The sequence below is a fragment of the Sorangium sp. So ce1335 genome, from assembly GCF_051521615.1.
Lineage (GTDB): Bacteria > Myxococcota_A > Polyangia > Polyangiales > Polyangiaceae > Sorangium.
On record NZ_CP150363.1, the window covers coordinates 3,878,157 to 3,892,551 of the forward strand.

9 protein-coding genes are annotated in these 14,395 nt (G+C 71.1%); 6 read left to right on the forward strand and 3 right to left on the reverse strand.

Annotation, left to right across the window (positions count from 1 at the left end; all coding sequences use genetic code 11):
- Positions 1-13: 13 nt before the first annotated feature.
- The 3 genes from WMF24_RS14415 to WMF24_RS14425 form a co-directional block, all read right to left on the reverse strand.
- On the reverse strand, positions 14-1,012 hold the full coding sequence (locus WMF24_RS14415; RefSeq protein ID WP_437736970.1) for a hypothetical protein: 999 nt from the start codon (positions 1,010-1,012) through the stop codon (positions 14-16).
- 76 nt (positions 1,013-1,088) lie between these two features.
- Positions 1,089-2,726, reverse strand: coding sequence for a protein kinase domain-containing protein (locus WMF24_RS14420; RefSeq protein ID WP_437736971.1), 1,638 nt, complete (start codon positions 2,724-2,726; stop codon positions 1,089-1,091).
- 104 nt (positions 2,727-2,830) lie between these two features.
- On the reverse strand, positions 2,831-3,982 hold the full coding sequence (locus WMF24_RS14425) for a formylglycine-generating enzyme family protein (RefSeq protein WP_437736972.1): 1,152 nt from the start codon (positions 3,980-3,982) through the stop codon (positions 2,831-2,833).
- Between the two features lie 763 nt (positions 3,983-4,745).
- Between WMF24_RS14425 and WMF24_RS14430 the strand changes: the two genes are divergently transcribed.
- From WMF24_RS14430 to WMF24_RS14455, 6 genes are all read left to right on the forward strand, one after another.
- Positions 4,746-6,881, forward strand: a complete 2,136-nt coding sequence (locus WMF24_RS14430) for a response regulator (protein WP_437736973.1) — start codon at positions 4,746-4,748, stop codon at positions 6,879-6,881.
- Between the two features lie 128 nt (positions 6,882-7,009).
- A complete protein-coding gene (locus WMF24_RS14435) occupies positions 7,010-7,852 on the forward strand; it encodes an SIR2 family NAD-dependent protein deacylase (RefSeq protein WP_437736974.1) in 843 nt (280 codons plus the stop codon).
- Positions 7,853-7,858: 6 nt separating this feature from the next.
- Positions 7,859-8,407, forward strand: coding sequence for a non-canonical purine NTP pyrophosphatase (locus WMF24_RS14440; RefSeq protein WP_437736975.1), 549 nt, complete (start codon positions 7,859-7,861; stop codon positions 8,405-8,407).
- Between the two features lie 289 nt (positions 8,408-8,696).
- Positions 8,697-9,734: an aldo/keto reductase gene (locus WMF24_RS14445; protein WP_437736976.1), complete on the forward strand. Its 1,038-nt coding sequence runs from the start codon at positions 8,697-8,699 to the stop codon at positions 9,732-9,734.
- A 195-nt stretch (positions 9,735-9,929) separates the two neighbouring features.
- Positions 9,930-10,595: an HAD-IB family phosphatase gene (locus tag WMF24_RS14450; protein WP_437736977.1), complete on the forward strand. Its 666-nt coding sequence runs from the start codon at positions 9,930-9,932 to the stop codon at positions 10,593-10,595.
- 981 nt (positions 10,596-11,576) lie between these two features.
- Positions 11,577-14,090, forward strand: a complete 2,514-nt coding sequence (locus WMF24_RS14455) for a penicillin acylase family protein (RefSeq protein ID WP_437736978.1) — start codon at positions 11,577-11,579, stop codon at positions 14,088-14,090.
- Positions 14,091-14,395: the final 305 nt, after the last annotated feature.

Sequence of the window (14,395 nt, forward strand, 5' to 3'; positions counted from 1 at the left end):
CCGCGCGCGCCGATCACCACGCCCCGCGCGCGCCGATCACCACGCCGCCCGGCCCTGCCGCGAGCACCCCGGCGCGGATCCGCCTTGACGTCGCGCCGGCGGCCCCCTCGCCCTGCTTCGGCTCGGTCAAGAAGAGCACCGCCGCCGTTCCGAGCCCGGCCAGCCCCACGCCGAAGCCGATCGTGCTCACGAGCCCCGTGGTGCTCGCGCTCTCCGACGCCTCGATCCCCATCGGGTCGCAGGCCGTCTCGTCGCTCACGCCGATGCCGCTGCCGCAGTGCTCCTCGACGATGCTCTTCTTGCCGAGCGTGAGCGCGCCCATCACCCCCCCGAGCACGAGCCCCGCCACGCCCACGCCGCCCGCCACGAAGGCGGCCGTCCGCCGCCCCGAGACGCCGCCGGACGGCGCCGCCGTCGAGGCGCCGTTCACCTGGAGCTCCACGCGCTTCTTCTCGCCCTCGGCGATCTGGATCCGCGTCTCCCAGACGGGCCCTCCCGGCGCCTGCGTCGACACGACGTGCTCTCCCGGATCCACCGGCTCGCCCTTGTTCAGCAGGGCGCCGTCCACCACGCGGCCGTCGCGCTTCACCACCGTCCCCGCGGGGGAGCCCGGCGGCAGCGACAGCGAGAGCTCCGGCACGAGCGGCGCGAGCCGCTCGCGCTCCTGCCTGGCCACCTTCGCGCGCTCGCCCTGCAGGCTCTTCTGCGACGGCGTCATCTGCTCGTGCAGGGCCAGGTAATCCCCGAAGCGCGTGAACGCGCTCGCGACGCGGCCCCACCGCGACTCGCAGACCGCCAGCGTGAAGAGCGCCCCCGGCTTGGGCTCGAGCCGGTGGCTCTCGGCGATCGCCGGGCAACCCGTCTCGTACTTGCCCGCCTCCATGTCGGCGAGCCCTCGATCGAAGAGGGCCTCCGCCGCCGCGCTCTCCTGCGCTGCGGCGGGCGTCACGGCGGCGAGCGGGCAAAGGACGAGGAGGGCAAGAGGAGCGATCCGGCGCAGGCGACGTGTCATGTTCTGGCGTATCCACAGGGCGAAGGGTCAACCGGCGTGATCGAGGATCGGGCCGGCATCGCGGCGGAAATGGATCTCAATCCCGCCCGAGCAAGGGGACCTTGGGGCGAGGCGGGGGGGGCCGTCGTTCGGCCGGGGTCGACTTCGGCGCGGTCCGCGGGGGCGCGGTCGCGCGCGCGGGCGGCCCTGCGCTGGCGCTCGCGCTGGGCGCGGGCGGGGCGGGCTCCGCGGCGGACGCGGCGGACGACGGCGCCGGGTCGGGTGCTGGCGTCGATGGCTGCGCCGGCAGCGGCGGCGGCGCGCTCGACGCGGGGGTCACCGCGGCGCTCGCCGCGCCGGCGTCCGGCGCCGCGTCGTCCGGCGATGCCGTCACGACCGCCCCGGGCTCGGCCCCGGCGCGCAGCACGAGCCAGCTCCCCACGCCGAGCACCCCGACCCCCAGGACGACCGCCGCGGCGACCACCGGCGTCCGGCTCGGCCTCACCGGCACGAGCGGCCCGCCGGTCACCGAGGTCACCGACGTCTCCATCATGGTCGCCGCCAGCGGCGCGCCCGCGGCGCGGGTCGGGTGATCCGGAGGGCCCATCGGCGCCACGCCCGCCATCGCGGGCGCCGTCGTCGCCTGCGCCGCGCCCGCGGGCGCCATCATCGCGGGCGCCGTCATCCCGGGCGCCCCGAGCGCGGGCGCCGATGTCCCGGGCGCCCCGATCGCGGGCGCCGACGTCCTTGTCGTCGCCGGCATCGGCGTCGCGAGCACCGGCGCGGGCGAGCTGCCGACCGACCAGGGCGGCGCCGCGCTCGCGTGGGCCACCGGCCCGCTGCTCGCCGCGGCGACGCCGAGCACCTCGGAGAGCGCCTGCGCCGCCTCGCTCGCGGAGCGGAAGCGCGCCGCCGGATCGACGGCCGTCGCCCGGGCGAACCACGCGTCGAAGCTCGGCGGCAGCACCACGCGATGCGCCATCGCCCGCTTCACCGGGGCCTCCTGCGGCCCGTGGACGACCACGAGCGCGAACGCGATCACGTCGCCCGCGCCGATCGCCTCCGGGCTCCAGTACGGCGTCCCGACGAGCAGCGTGTACGCCATCATCCCGAGCGCATAGATGTCCACGGCGCTCGTGAGCTTCGAGTCCACGCGGAACTGCTCGGGCGCCATGTAGATGGGCGTCCCGAGGCTCCGCGTCACGCCGGCCGCGGTCCCGCCCTCGGCGAGCAGCTTCGCCACGCCGAAATCGAGGATCTTCATGCGGGGCGTCCCGTCGTCCCGCTGGGTCACGAACAGGTTCTCGGGCTTCAGGTCCCGGTGGACGATCGACGCCGCGTGGGTCCGGTCGAGGGCCGACGCCGTCTGCTGCACGATCGTCGCGACCTCGCCGGGCGGCAGCCTGCCGAGGCGCTTGAGGCGCTTGCCGAGCTCCTCGCCGCGCAGCAGCTCCATGACGAGGAACGGCATCCCTGTCGCCTCGTCGATGCCGGCGTCGAAGACGTCGACGATGTACTCGCTCTCGATGTCCGCCGTGATCTGCGCCTCGCGCTTGAAGCGGCTGCGCATCTCCTCGCTCTGGAAGAGGTACGCGTGCATCACCTTGAGCGCACGCCGGCGGTTCGTCTCGATGTGCACCACCTCGTACACGGACCCCATCGCGCCGAGGGCGAGGAGGCGCACGACGCGATAGCGGTGCGCAAAGACCGTTCCGTCCGCGAGCGTGGCCGACACGGCGGGAGGGTCGCGCGCGACGGCGGTCGCGTCAAGGATCCAGGATCGGCGGAGGCCCGCGCGTGCCGCCGTCCCCGGCGGCACGCGCGGGCCTCGACGCCCCATCACCGCGCTCTCGCGCACCGCAGCCCGGCGCCAGCGTATTCCCCTGTCGGGGAGCGCTCCTCGAAGGCGGCGGTGAGCAAGGTCGCCTTCTCGCTCCGCCAGCCCCCGCCCCAGATCATGTGGTTCGCGTCCGGGGTGATGACAGTGCAGTCATCGCACTCGAGAGGGTAGTCCTCTGCGTACGAATCCAGCACCCACTCCCACACGTTCCCTCCCAGGTCCGCGTGCCCCCATCGCCCGTCTCCCCTCGGCGATCGCGACCCCCCCGGCTGGAGGTCTTCGATCTCGCACGACCCATCGAGGCCACAACCGAACACCGCGTAGCTCTCGTCGGGCTCCGGAGCGCTGTTCGGGCCTGACCATGGATATTGCCGCTGCTCGTCCCCGCCGGCCGCCGCGTAATGCCGCTCCGCCACGGTGGGCAATCGGCCGCCGTCCCACGCGCAGAACGCGAACGCAACGTACCAGCTCACGCAGGTCACTGGCAGGAGCTCGTAGTCGCCCACCTCGTCTGTCCATGAGTGATAGGGATCCTCGCAGTGCAGCGACGCCAGCAGCGCTGGCCGGTCCTCTGGCATGTTCGCATCCCACGCGGCGCGCCACCCGCTGCCGGGTATCTTCGGGTGCGCCCCCGCCCCCACGGCCGGCCAGGCCGCCGGGTACTCCGAGACGAACTTCCGGAACCGCCCCACCGTGACCTCGAATCGATCCAGCCGGAAGTCGCTCACCGTCGCGAGGCGCGGCTCGGCGGCGCCCCGATCGAACGTGCCTCCGGGCACCACGAGGCTCGCGCAGCAGCTCTCGTCCCCGCGCGGTCCGCAGATCGCATCCAGCTCCTCGCAGCTCCGCGGGCTGGTGCAGAGCCCGTCCTGACACAGGGGCGCCGCCGAGGGGCACTCGTCCTCGTCCTGCCAGTGGCCCGTCTCATCGCACGTCTGCGGCCTGTTCTCGCGGCACCGCACCTCGTCCGGTGTACACGCGTCGTCACCGGCGCCGCCGCCGCCGCTCCCGCCGCCGCCGCTCGCGTCCCCGCCGGCGCCTCCGTCCCCATCCAGGTGGTACGGCTTGTCCACCCCCACGATCGACGTGCACGCGCCGATCACGAGGCACGACGCCGCCCACATCGCCACGGCAGATCTGCTCTTCTTCATTTTTTTTCTCTCCCTACGGCAATCGCCCCGTCTGCTGTCGAACGCGGCGCCAGGCGGGCTGGTCCTCGCGTCCCGGGCCCTCGACCTTACCGCATCCCCGCGCGGAGCCATCGAGCGAGCCTGACGCGTGTCTCTCCTGGAGGTGTGGACTCGAGATGCGCGCAGCGACTCCCACGCTCCTCGATGCGCGATGGTCGATCGACACGGCCTCACCCGAACGCCGTCGCGCGCGACCGAACGTGGCGAATGCAGGCGGACGTGGCGAGTCGCAGACGAGCGCAAGAGCGCACCGCCGATCCGGATCGCGGCGTCGCTGTCGTCGCCTGCGCGGCGTCGCCTGCGCGAGGCGCCTGCGCCCATGCTGGGCGCCCGTCGCCCAGGCGCTGCCGAGCGGACTCCGCGGTCCCTGCCGCTCCGGGAACGCCTCGGGCGTGCTCTCCGGGCGCCGCGCGGCGAGAGCGAGGGAACGAGCGCCGGCCGCGAACGGCGTGGCGGAGCACCGACGGGTGCTGGTAAAGTCGCGATCGGGCTCGGGTTCGACGCGGCCCGGAGCAGCGAGCGAGCGTGAGGGAAGCGGGTCACGGCGGAGCGGAGGGGCCGATGCGCGACGCGCTCGCCGCTCCGCGCGGGGCCGAGGAGCGCGGGCGGGGAGGGGATGCACACAGCACAGTCGACAGCGCGCGGACGCGGAGTCTGCAGTGAATGGCGGGCCGAGCCCATGGGCATGACCGGATCGACGGGTGCTCGAACGGACACCATCCTGATGGTCGATGACGTCCCAGCCAACCTGGCGGTGGCCATCGCTCACCTGGAAGACCAGGGGTTCGAGATCGCGATCGCGCAGGACGGCGAGGAGGCCATCGAGCGGGCCGAGCTCCTGCAGCCGGATCTGATCCTGCTCGACATCGTGCTGATGCCGGGGATGGACGGCCTGGAGACGTGCCGGCGCCTGAAATCCCGCGCGAGCACCCGGGAGATCCCCGTGATCTTCATGACCGCCCTGGCGGAGACCGCCGACAAGGTCGCCGGGTTCGAGGCCGGGGGCGTCGACTACGTCACCAAGCCGTTCCAGCTCGACGAGGTCGTCGCGCGCGTCAAGACGCACCTCACGATGCACGCGATGCGCAGGAAGATCGAGGCGCAAAACGCGCAGCTTCAGCGCGAGATCGCGGCGCGCGAGCAGTTCGAGTCCGCGCTGCGGCTCGCCCACGGCGCCCTGGAGCAGCGGGTCGCGGAGCGCACGACCGAGCTCGCCGCCGCGAACGCCGCGCTCCAGGAGGAGGTCGCCGAGCGCAAGCGGGCCCTCGTGGCCTTGCGCGAGAGCCAGGAGCTCCTCCGGGCCGTCATCGACAACTCGGCCGCCGTCGTCTACGTGAAGGACGCGGAGGGGCGGTATCTGCTGATCAACCGCCATTACGAGGGGCTCTTCCACGTGACCGAGGCGTCGATCCTCGGCCGGACCGATCACGACGTGTTCCCCCGCGCGCAGGCCGACGCGTTCCGCGCGCTCGATCGGCGGGTGCTGGAGGACGGGGCGCCGCGGCAGGCCGAGGAGCACGTGATGCAGGACGACGGCCTCCACACGTACATCTCGGTCAAATGCCCGTTGTACGACGCCGCCGGGCATCCCTACGCCGTCTGCGGGATATCGACCGACATCACGGAGCGCAAGCGCGCGGAGGAGGAGCGGGAGGCGCTCCTCGCCCGCGAGCAGGCCGCGCGCGAGAAGGCGGAGGCCGCTGACCGCCTGAAGGACGAGTTCCTCGCCACGCTCAGCCACGAGCTGCGCACGCCGCTCACCTCCATCGTCGGCTGGGCGCAGCTCCTGCGGAGCGGCATGGTGGACGCGGCCACCCTGCGGCGCGGCTGCGAGTCGATCGAGCGCAACGGCTGGGCCGAGCTGCAGATCATCGAGGATCTGCTCGACGTCTCCGCCATCGTCACCGGCAAGATGACGTTGAAGGCGCGTCCGGTCTGCCTGGAAGCCGTCCTCGGCGCGGCGCTCGATACGCTGACGCTGGCCGCCAGGGCGAAGGGCGTCAGCGTCTCGATGTCGTCGAGCCCGTCGATCGGGAGGGTCTGGGGCGACGGCGGCCGCCTGCAGCAGGTCGTCTGGAACCTGCTGAGCAACGCCATCAAGTTCACGCCCTCCGGCGGGCGCGTCACCGTCTCGCTGGAGGAGGTCGGCGGCATGGCGCAGATCCGCGTCAGCGACACGGGGGAGGGGATCCGCGCGGAGTTTCTGCCGCTCGTGTTCGAGCGGTTTCGCCAGGCCGACGGCTCGATCCAGCGCGAGCGCGGCGGGCTCGGGCTCGGGCTCTCCATCGTGCGGCACCTCGTCGAGCTGCACGGCGGCACGGTCCGCGGCGAGAGCGACGGGCCGGGGAGGGGCGCGACGTTCACGGTCGAGCTGCCCCTCATGCCGGCGGTCGAGCAGCCCCCTGCGCCGGGTCTCGACGCCCCGAGGCGGGGCGGCGCGGCGGCCTCGACGCGGGCGCTGGACGGCGTGCGCGTCGTCGTGATCGACGACGAGCCCGACATGCGGGAGCTGATGATGCGCCTGCTCGCCGGGGCGGGCGCCGAGGTCCGCGTGGCCGGGGCCGCGCGGGAGGGCTTCGAGCTGGTCGAGCCGTGGCGGCCGGACGTCATCGTGAGCGACATCGGCCTGCCCGGCGAGGACGGTCACGCCCTGATCCGCCGCATCCGCGCGCTGCCCGCCGAGCGTGGCGGCAAGACGCCCGCAGTCGCGCTGACCGCCCATGCCGGCCAGAGCGCGCGCGAGCAGACGCTCTCCGGGGGGTACCAGGTACACATCACCAAGCCGGTCGAGCCCGCCGCGCTCATCGAGGCGATCGCCAGCCTGGCCACCCTCGGCAGGGCCGAGCTCTCCCGCCCATAGCGGGACGACGCGCTGCGCGCATGCGGGTCGCCGCCCTGGTCGAGCGGCCCCGGCAGCGCCGGGAGGCCCCCGGCCGGGCCGGCGCCGGTTGCGCGAGGTCGACGGGCAGATACCATCGCTCGCCGACGATGGCTGTGCTGACGATCGAGCAAGCGGCGCGCCCGCTCCGGCAGGCGTACCGGGAAGGCCGACTCATCCCTTTTCTTGGCGCAGGCTTCTCTGCCCCGCTCCAGCTGCCGATGTGGAAGGAGCTGATGGGATGGATGGGCGAGGCGCTCGGCTTCGAGCCCGCGCTCTTCGAGCTCCACGGTCTTCCCCCGCAGCTCGCCGGCTTCTTCGCCCGGGAGTGCGAGGGCGGACTCGACAGCTTCATCGCCGAGATGCGCGCGCGCTTCCACGCGCGCGAGGTCGACGAGCGCCGCAGGAGCTCGTCCCAGCACAGGGCGCTGGCGCGCCGCGACTTCGCGACGATCTACACGACGAACTTCGAGCACCACATCGAGGAGGCGCTGCGCGACGCGGGCAAGCAGGTCGTCGCCCTCTCCAAGTTCGACCACTTCGAGCGGTGTCCAGCCAGGGGCGTGTGCCAGGTCATCAAGTTCCACGGCGATCTCGACTGGCCCGAGACGGTCGTGCTGACGGAGGCCCAGTACTTCAGCCGCCTCCGGCTCGAGGCGGCGCCCGACCAGCGCCTGCGGGCCGATCTGCTCAGCAACAGCTTCCTGTTCCTCGGCTACAGCTTCAGCGACGTGGACATCCGTTACATCTGGTATCGCATGGATCAGATGCGCATCGAGGGCAGCTCTCCAGGCTCGAAGCGCGCGCCGAGCCGCCGCGGCTACTGGGCGACCTTCGGCGCCGGGCTCGTCCAGCCGGCGCTGCTCGAGGACTGGCACATCGACGTGATCGAGCTCGACCCGAACGACAAGACGAAGAGCGTCGTGGATCTGCTCGACGCGCTGGACGGGTGAGGGGCGATGGGCATGGTCTATTTCGTCTCCTGGAGCGAGCGCAAGCTCGAGGACATGATCCACGCGTGGGAGGACGGCCCGACGCCGCTCCGCCTGCTGCGCCTCGATGTGCCCGAGGTCCTCTCCTCGGACCTCGACACCGTCGTACGAGAGAAGGCCATCGCCGCTTACCGGGTGGCGCTCGTGCCGCTCTTCGTGGAGCATGGTGGGCTGTTCATCGAGCACCTGAACGGCTTCCCCGGCCCGCTCGTGAAGCCGTTCTGGGAGCGGCTGCAAGACAGGATATGCTCCCTCATTCCACCGGGGCTCTCCCGCGCCGCGCACGTCGTCCAGAAGGTGTGCTATTGCGACGGCCGGACGCTCCGCGTCTACACGGGCAGCGTCCTCGGCGAGATCGCCTTCGAGCGGCGGGGCGACGGCGGCACGCACTGGGAGCCGATGTTCATCCCGGCGGGGCACACGCGGACGCTGGGGCAGATGCCCCGCGACGAGCGCCTCCGCTGCTCGGCGAGCGCAGAGGCCCTGCGGGCGTTCCGGAGCGACATCGGCCTTTGACGGCGCTCCGGCGCACCCAGGGCGCCGTGACGACCCGCTGCGCCGGGCCTCCCAGGGCGCGCCCACACCACCGCTGATTCCCCACATCTGCCGACACGGACGAACCCTGAAGCGCCCCGCGAGCTCTGGCGCCGCTGTAAAGAGGGCGTGCCGCGATAAAGGCGCTTGACTTTCGTATCGTGTTGGAGTTCCTACCTTCTCCGACCGCGGCAAGGGAGCGAGAGCCTGACGTCCGGCATCCCTCTCCCTGCGTCCAGAGGTCACCCCCCAGTCAGCGCGGAGGAGATCCATGGAGTTCAGGTTGCTTGGCGGCTCAGGGTTCAAGGTTCCCGTGCTGAGCCTCGGGACGGCGACGTTCGGCGGAGGCAACGAGTTCTTCAAGGGGTGGGGCGCGAGCGACGTGGCCGAGGCGACCCGCCTCGTGGACATCTCGCTCGAGGCCGGGATGAACATGTTCGACTCCGCCGATGTCTACTCCGACGGGCTCGCGGAGGAGATCCTCGGCCAGGCGATCAAGGGCCGGCGGGATCAGGTCATCATCTCCACGAAGGCGACCTTCCGGATGGGCGCGGGCCCGAACAACGTCGGCTCCTCGCGACACCATCTGATGCGGTCGGTCGAGGGGAGCTTGCGCCGGCTCCAGACGGATTACATCGATCTCTTCCAGCTCCACGGCTTTGACGCGCTCACGCCGATCGAGGAGACGCTCGGCGCGCTGGATGATCTCGTGCGAGCAGGGAAGATTCGCTATCTCGGCTGCTCGAACTTCTCCGGGTGGCACCTGATGAAGTCGCTGGCGATCTCGGAGAAGTATGGCCTCGCTCGGTACGTGGCGCATCAGGCGTACTACTCGCTGATCGGGCGCGACTACGAGTGGGAGCTGATGCCGCTCGCGCTCGATCAGAAGGTCGGCGCGGTGGTATGGAGCCCGCTCGGCTGGGGGCGCCTGACCGGGAAGATCCGGCGCGGGCAGCCGCTGCCGGAGGTCAGCCGGCTCCGGAACAAGCTGGCCGCCGAGGGCGGGCCGCCGATCGACGACGAGTACCTCTACCGCGTGGTCGACGCGCTCGACGAGGTGGCGAAGGAGACGGGAAAGACCGTCCCGCAGGTCGCGATCAACTGGCTGCTGCAGCGGCCGAGCGTCGCGAACGTGATCATCGGCGCCCGGAACGAGGAGCAGCTCCGGCAGAATCTTGGGGCGGTCGGGTGGAATCTGACGGCAGAGCAGGTCGCGAAGCTCGAGGCCGCGAGCAAGACGCGGCTTGCATATCCCTACTTTCACCAGACCGGGTTCTCCGAGCGGAACCCGTTCCCGGTCGCCGTGTGAGCGTCACGGCCGGTCACGGGTCGGTCGTCGGGGACCGTCGCGGTTCGAGCGTCATGGCCTGACGGCGCGTAGCTCGCGTCCGCGGCCGGAGGACACCTTGCCCTCTCAACCCCGATCAGGTGCGACGCGGCGAGAGCGAGACGAGCGGGCGACGGAGCGGTGGCGTCCTGTGTCCGGACGTGCAGAATCAGCGCCGTGCTCATCCTCAGCGACTTCGACGGAACGATCACCAGCGCGGACCTCACGAACCGGGTCTGGGACGCCCACTTGACCTATGACTGGCGGCAGGCGCTGCTCAGGCCTGTCGCGGAGGGGCAGCTCACGCCGCTCGAGCTCCTCCAGCGCGGCTACGCCGATGTCGGGCGCTCGGCGGCCGAGCTGCTGGAGGAGCTGCGCCCCCACGCGGCCCTGCGCCCTGGCTTCGAGGACCTGCTCGCGCTCTGCGCCCGCCGGGGGTGGGTCTTCCACGTGATCAGCCACGGGCTGCCGTTCTATATCCGCGAGTTTCTGCCGCCCGGCACGGCGTTCTCCTGCTTCGATGCCGTCTTCGACGGGCGCTGGCGGGTGACGGTCCCCGAGGCGGTGCGGCTCGGTCCCGGGGACGACTTCAAGGTTCGCGTGATCGATCAGCTGAAGGCGGCGGCCGGCGAGACCGCCACGGTCTACATCGGCGACGGTCGCCTCGACTACCCCGCTGCGCGGTGCTGCGACCGCGTGTTCGCGGTGCGGGGCAGCGCGCTCGACGCGCTCTGCGCCCGCGACGGGGTGCCGCGCACGCCGTTCGACAGCTTCACCGAGATCTGCGCGGCGCTCGACGGCGGCGCGTCCATCGACGACCGCGCCGCGCGCGACCATCGATAAGCTCCTCGCCAAGGCGTCTCCTCGTCCACGCCGCGTCCAGGGCACGGGCCTCCCCTCCACGCCGCTCTGATACCAACGCAGGGCGGGGCAGGTCATCTCGGTCGCTCCGGTGCTCTCGTGCCGGAGCTGTATGCCTCCGTGATGTCGGCGTCGAGACACATCCTGGAGCCTCATGACGTCCTCGCCGTTGCCTTCGGAGCGCTGACGGGGAGCGCGGCTTCCGTAGGCTTCACCGCGCCAGTCCGGCCCCGCGTGCCAGTGGACGCCGCGCGCAGCGCTCTCTCGGAGCATGACCTGTGGCGTCGACGACGATTCCTTGCTCTCGGTGATGCCGCGGACGACTTCCTGCGACGCACCTGCGGCGGGAGCCACCTTGCTCCACGTGCCGGGCACGGGACGTGCCGTGTGTACGGGCACGGGACGTGCCGTGTGTACGGGCACGGGAAAGCACCTCGATCGGTGCGGGCGTCTGTCCGGTCGAGCTCAGTTCCGGCGTGGCGCGCCTGCAAGAGAGTGCTAGATTGCAGGTTTTGCGAGAAGTACACACGCAGCGAGGCACCTAGATCGCTTTAGACGGTGCCTATCAGCGGCGGCATACAGCCCGGCTGTATCGGTGGCAAGGCAGGAACACGGCCAGGAACACGGCCAGGAACACGGCCAGGAACAGCACAAGCACCGGACAAGCACGGGACGAGCACGGGACTGAATAGCAAGAAGAGCTTGACTTTCTGATCGTATTGGTTAGTTCGTATCCGCTTAACTCGGGTGTGTGAGAGCGACAGAGGAGGCTCGCCCGTTCGTCTTGTCCGTTGCCTCGGTGGCCGCTTTGACGCGCGCTCGTGCGTCTGAAGCGGCATGTCGCACCGTTGGCCGCTCTCTGTGAATTCGCAGCGGAGAAGCCTCAGCGGCGCAGGGCGGACGTGGTGCAGGTGAACTGTAAATTGCGGCTGTTGCGAGAACGGCCAGCAGAAGGAGAGCTGTATGATCAGGCGAATGACCGGCGTGGCATTCCTGTTGTCTGCTGCTGCGTGCAGCGTTGCCCACGATGGCGAGTTGCCGGATGAGCAAACCGCCGTTGCGATCGACGAGCTGGGCGTGGCGTACATCCGTGTGGACAATCAAGGGATGTCCCACGTGACCGCGTGGGACGAGAAGACCGGTTACGCCGGCCTGTGCTACGCGATGGCGAAGGATCGGCTCTTCCAGATGGACGTGCTGCGCCGCAGCGCTCAGGGGCGCCTCGCAGAGATCTACGGCCCCGGCGAGGACAACGGCATCCTGGAGCAGGACCTCCTCGCGCGCGCACAGAACCTGCAGGCTTTCGCGGCGGCGCGCTACGCGACGGCGACCTCCCGGACGAAGCGCGCCCTGCAGGGCTGCGCCTCGGGCGTGAACCAGTACATCGCCAGGGCGAAGTTCTCGAGCAGCGGCTTGCCTCTCGAGTTCCAGACCCTGGGGTATCAGCCGGATCCGTGGACGCCCGAGGATAGCGTCCTCGCCTACATCTACGTGGGCGTCACGTTCGACACCCTGACGTGGTTCACCAAACTCGAGCGCGCGGCGGTGGCCGGGATCGCCGGGACGGAGGTCTCGACGACGCTGATCAAGGAGGCCCCGGACCATGTGTCGATGTTCGACGCGCAGGGCAACCTGAACCCGATCTCCCAGTTCCTCGTGCCGCCCGGCCCGAGCGCGCCCTCGGCGGCCATCGTCAACCCGCCACCGCCGTCTTGCCTGGAGGGCCCGCGCGAGCTCGCGGAGCAGCTCCTGCGCATGGCGCCCGCGAGCGGGCGCGCGAGCAACGCCTGGGCCGTCGACGGGCACCTCACGTCCACCGGGAAGCCGCTCCTGGCGACGGACCCGCACTTCCCTCACTCGACCCCGGCCGCCGTCTACGTGGCGCAGCTCAACGTGCCCGGGCAGTACAACGTGGCGGGCTGGATGGTGCCCGGGTTCCCTGGGTTCATCAGCGGCCACACCGAGCGTATCGCCTGGGTGCCGACCTACTCGCTGTTCGACAGCGTGGATCTCTATATAGAGACGCTCCGCGAGGCGAGCGGAGGGGGCGAGGAGGTGCTCGTGGGCGGCCAGTGGAGGCCGGTCACCACGCGCGTGGAGACCATCCGCGTGAAGGGACAGCCGGACGTCCAGCGGACGTTCCGCTCGACGCCGCACGGGCCAGTCATCAACGACGGCCTCGACGGGCTGGATGGGGTCGGCACGCTCGCCTTGAAGTCCACCGCGGGGCAGCCGGAGTGGAAGGTCGATGGTTTCTTCGAGATGCCGGCGGCGAAGAACTGGACGCAGTTCAGGGCGGCGGCGCTGAAGCAGAGCATCGGCTGGAACTTCATCTTTGCGGACTATACAGGTCAGCACGGCCATATCGGCTATCAGAACTCGGGCCTCGCGCCGCAGCGCGAGAGCCCGCTGAACGCGCTCTACCCGGTGCCCGGGACGGGTGGACACGAGTGGACCGGGTACGCTACCGACGCGGAGCTGCCCTCGGTCTACGATCCGCCCTCGCACATCCTGGTGACTGCCAATCACCGCATGGTGCCGCGGAGCTACGCCCCCAAGGGGCGGCCGATCCACCTCGCCAATTACTGGGACATGCCGTGGCGCGCGCAGCGGATCACCACCCGCCTGACCACGGCGACGGCGCCGCTCACGCCGCAGGACATGGCGTCGATCCAGCTCGACACCCAGACCACCATCGGGCTGCCGCTGCGCGATATCTACCTGGCTGCGCTCGGGCGCGTCGGGCTGCCGGCCGACGATCCGAGCGCGGCCGCTGCGATGGCGGCCCTGCAAGCGTGGGACGGAAACGCGGCGGCGAGCAGCCAGGGCGCGGCCGTCTACGAGATGCTCACGTTGATCCTGCTGCGCAACACGGTGAGGGACGTGGTCGGGGCCGCGGAGTATGAGCTCTTCGCGCCCAGCGTGTTCCTCACGAACCAGCTCGCCGGCCTCATGGACGTGCTCGAGAACCCGCGCGCGCCGTACTTCGGCATCGAGCCGGGCATCGACCCGACGGCCGCTCGGGACCAGGCCGTTCGCGCAGCGCTCGGCCAGGCGGACGCGATGCTCCGCGACACGCTGGGCCCGGACGTGAGCGCGTGGACGTGGGGCGGGATTCACACGCTGACCTACAACCACCCGCTCGCGGGCGAGGACGACCGCTTCGCCATCGGCACGTTCCCCGCGGCCGGCGACGTGGAGACGGTGAACATCGGCGGCTGGTTCGCGAAGGTGGGGATCCTGGATCTTCCGCCCGGTGATTTCGAGAGCAAAGGCGGCGTGCGGGGCGCGCTCGATCAGGACGCGCTCAGCGCGACGCGCCTCGTCTGGAACCTCTCGCCGCTCGACGGCTCGCTGGGGGTGATGAGCACCGGCATGAGCGGCGACCCGCGCACGTGCCACTACGCGGATCACGCCGAGGCGTGGAGGGAGGGGCAGATCTTCCCGATGCCGTTCACTCCCGCCGCGATCCCTTGAGCTGACCGAGACGACCTGATCGTCGTTGCCCCATCAGGAGCCCGACCTGACGGCGGTCCCCCCCATCTTCGACGACCGAGCCCGACGCGTTGACGATCAGACGCCCCCGCGTCTCACATGGGTCGGGCGTCTGCCCGGCGCCCGACCTCGAAGCCTCCTTCCACTTCCAGCCCGTCGGGCCATCGGTCCGGCTGGAGCCGCCACCGCCAGGTGCCGCCGCCGACCAGGTGGCAAGGCCTCTCCTTCATGAGGGCGAGGCGCCGACGTCGGTCAGGTCGCGACGCCCTCCTTGACGTGGCCCGCCG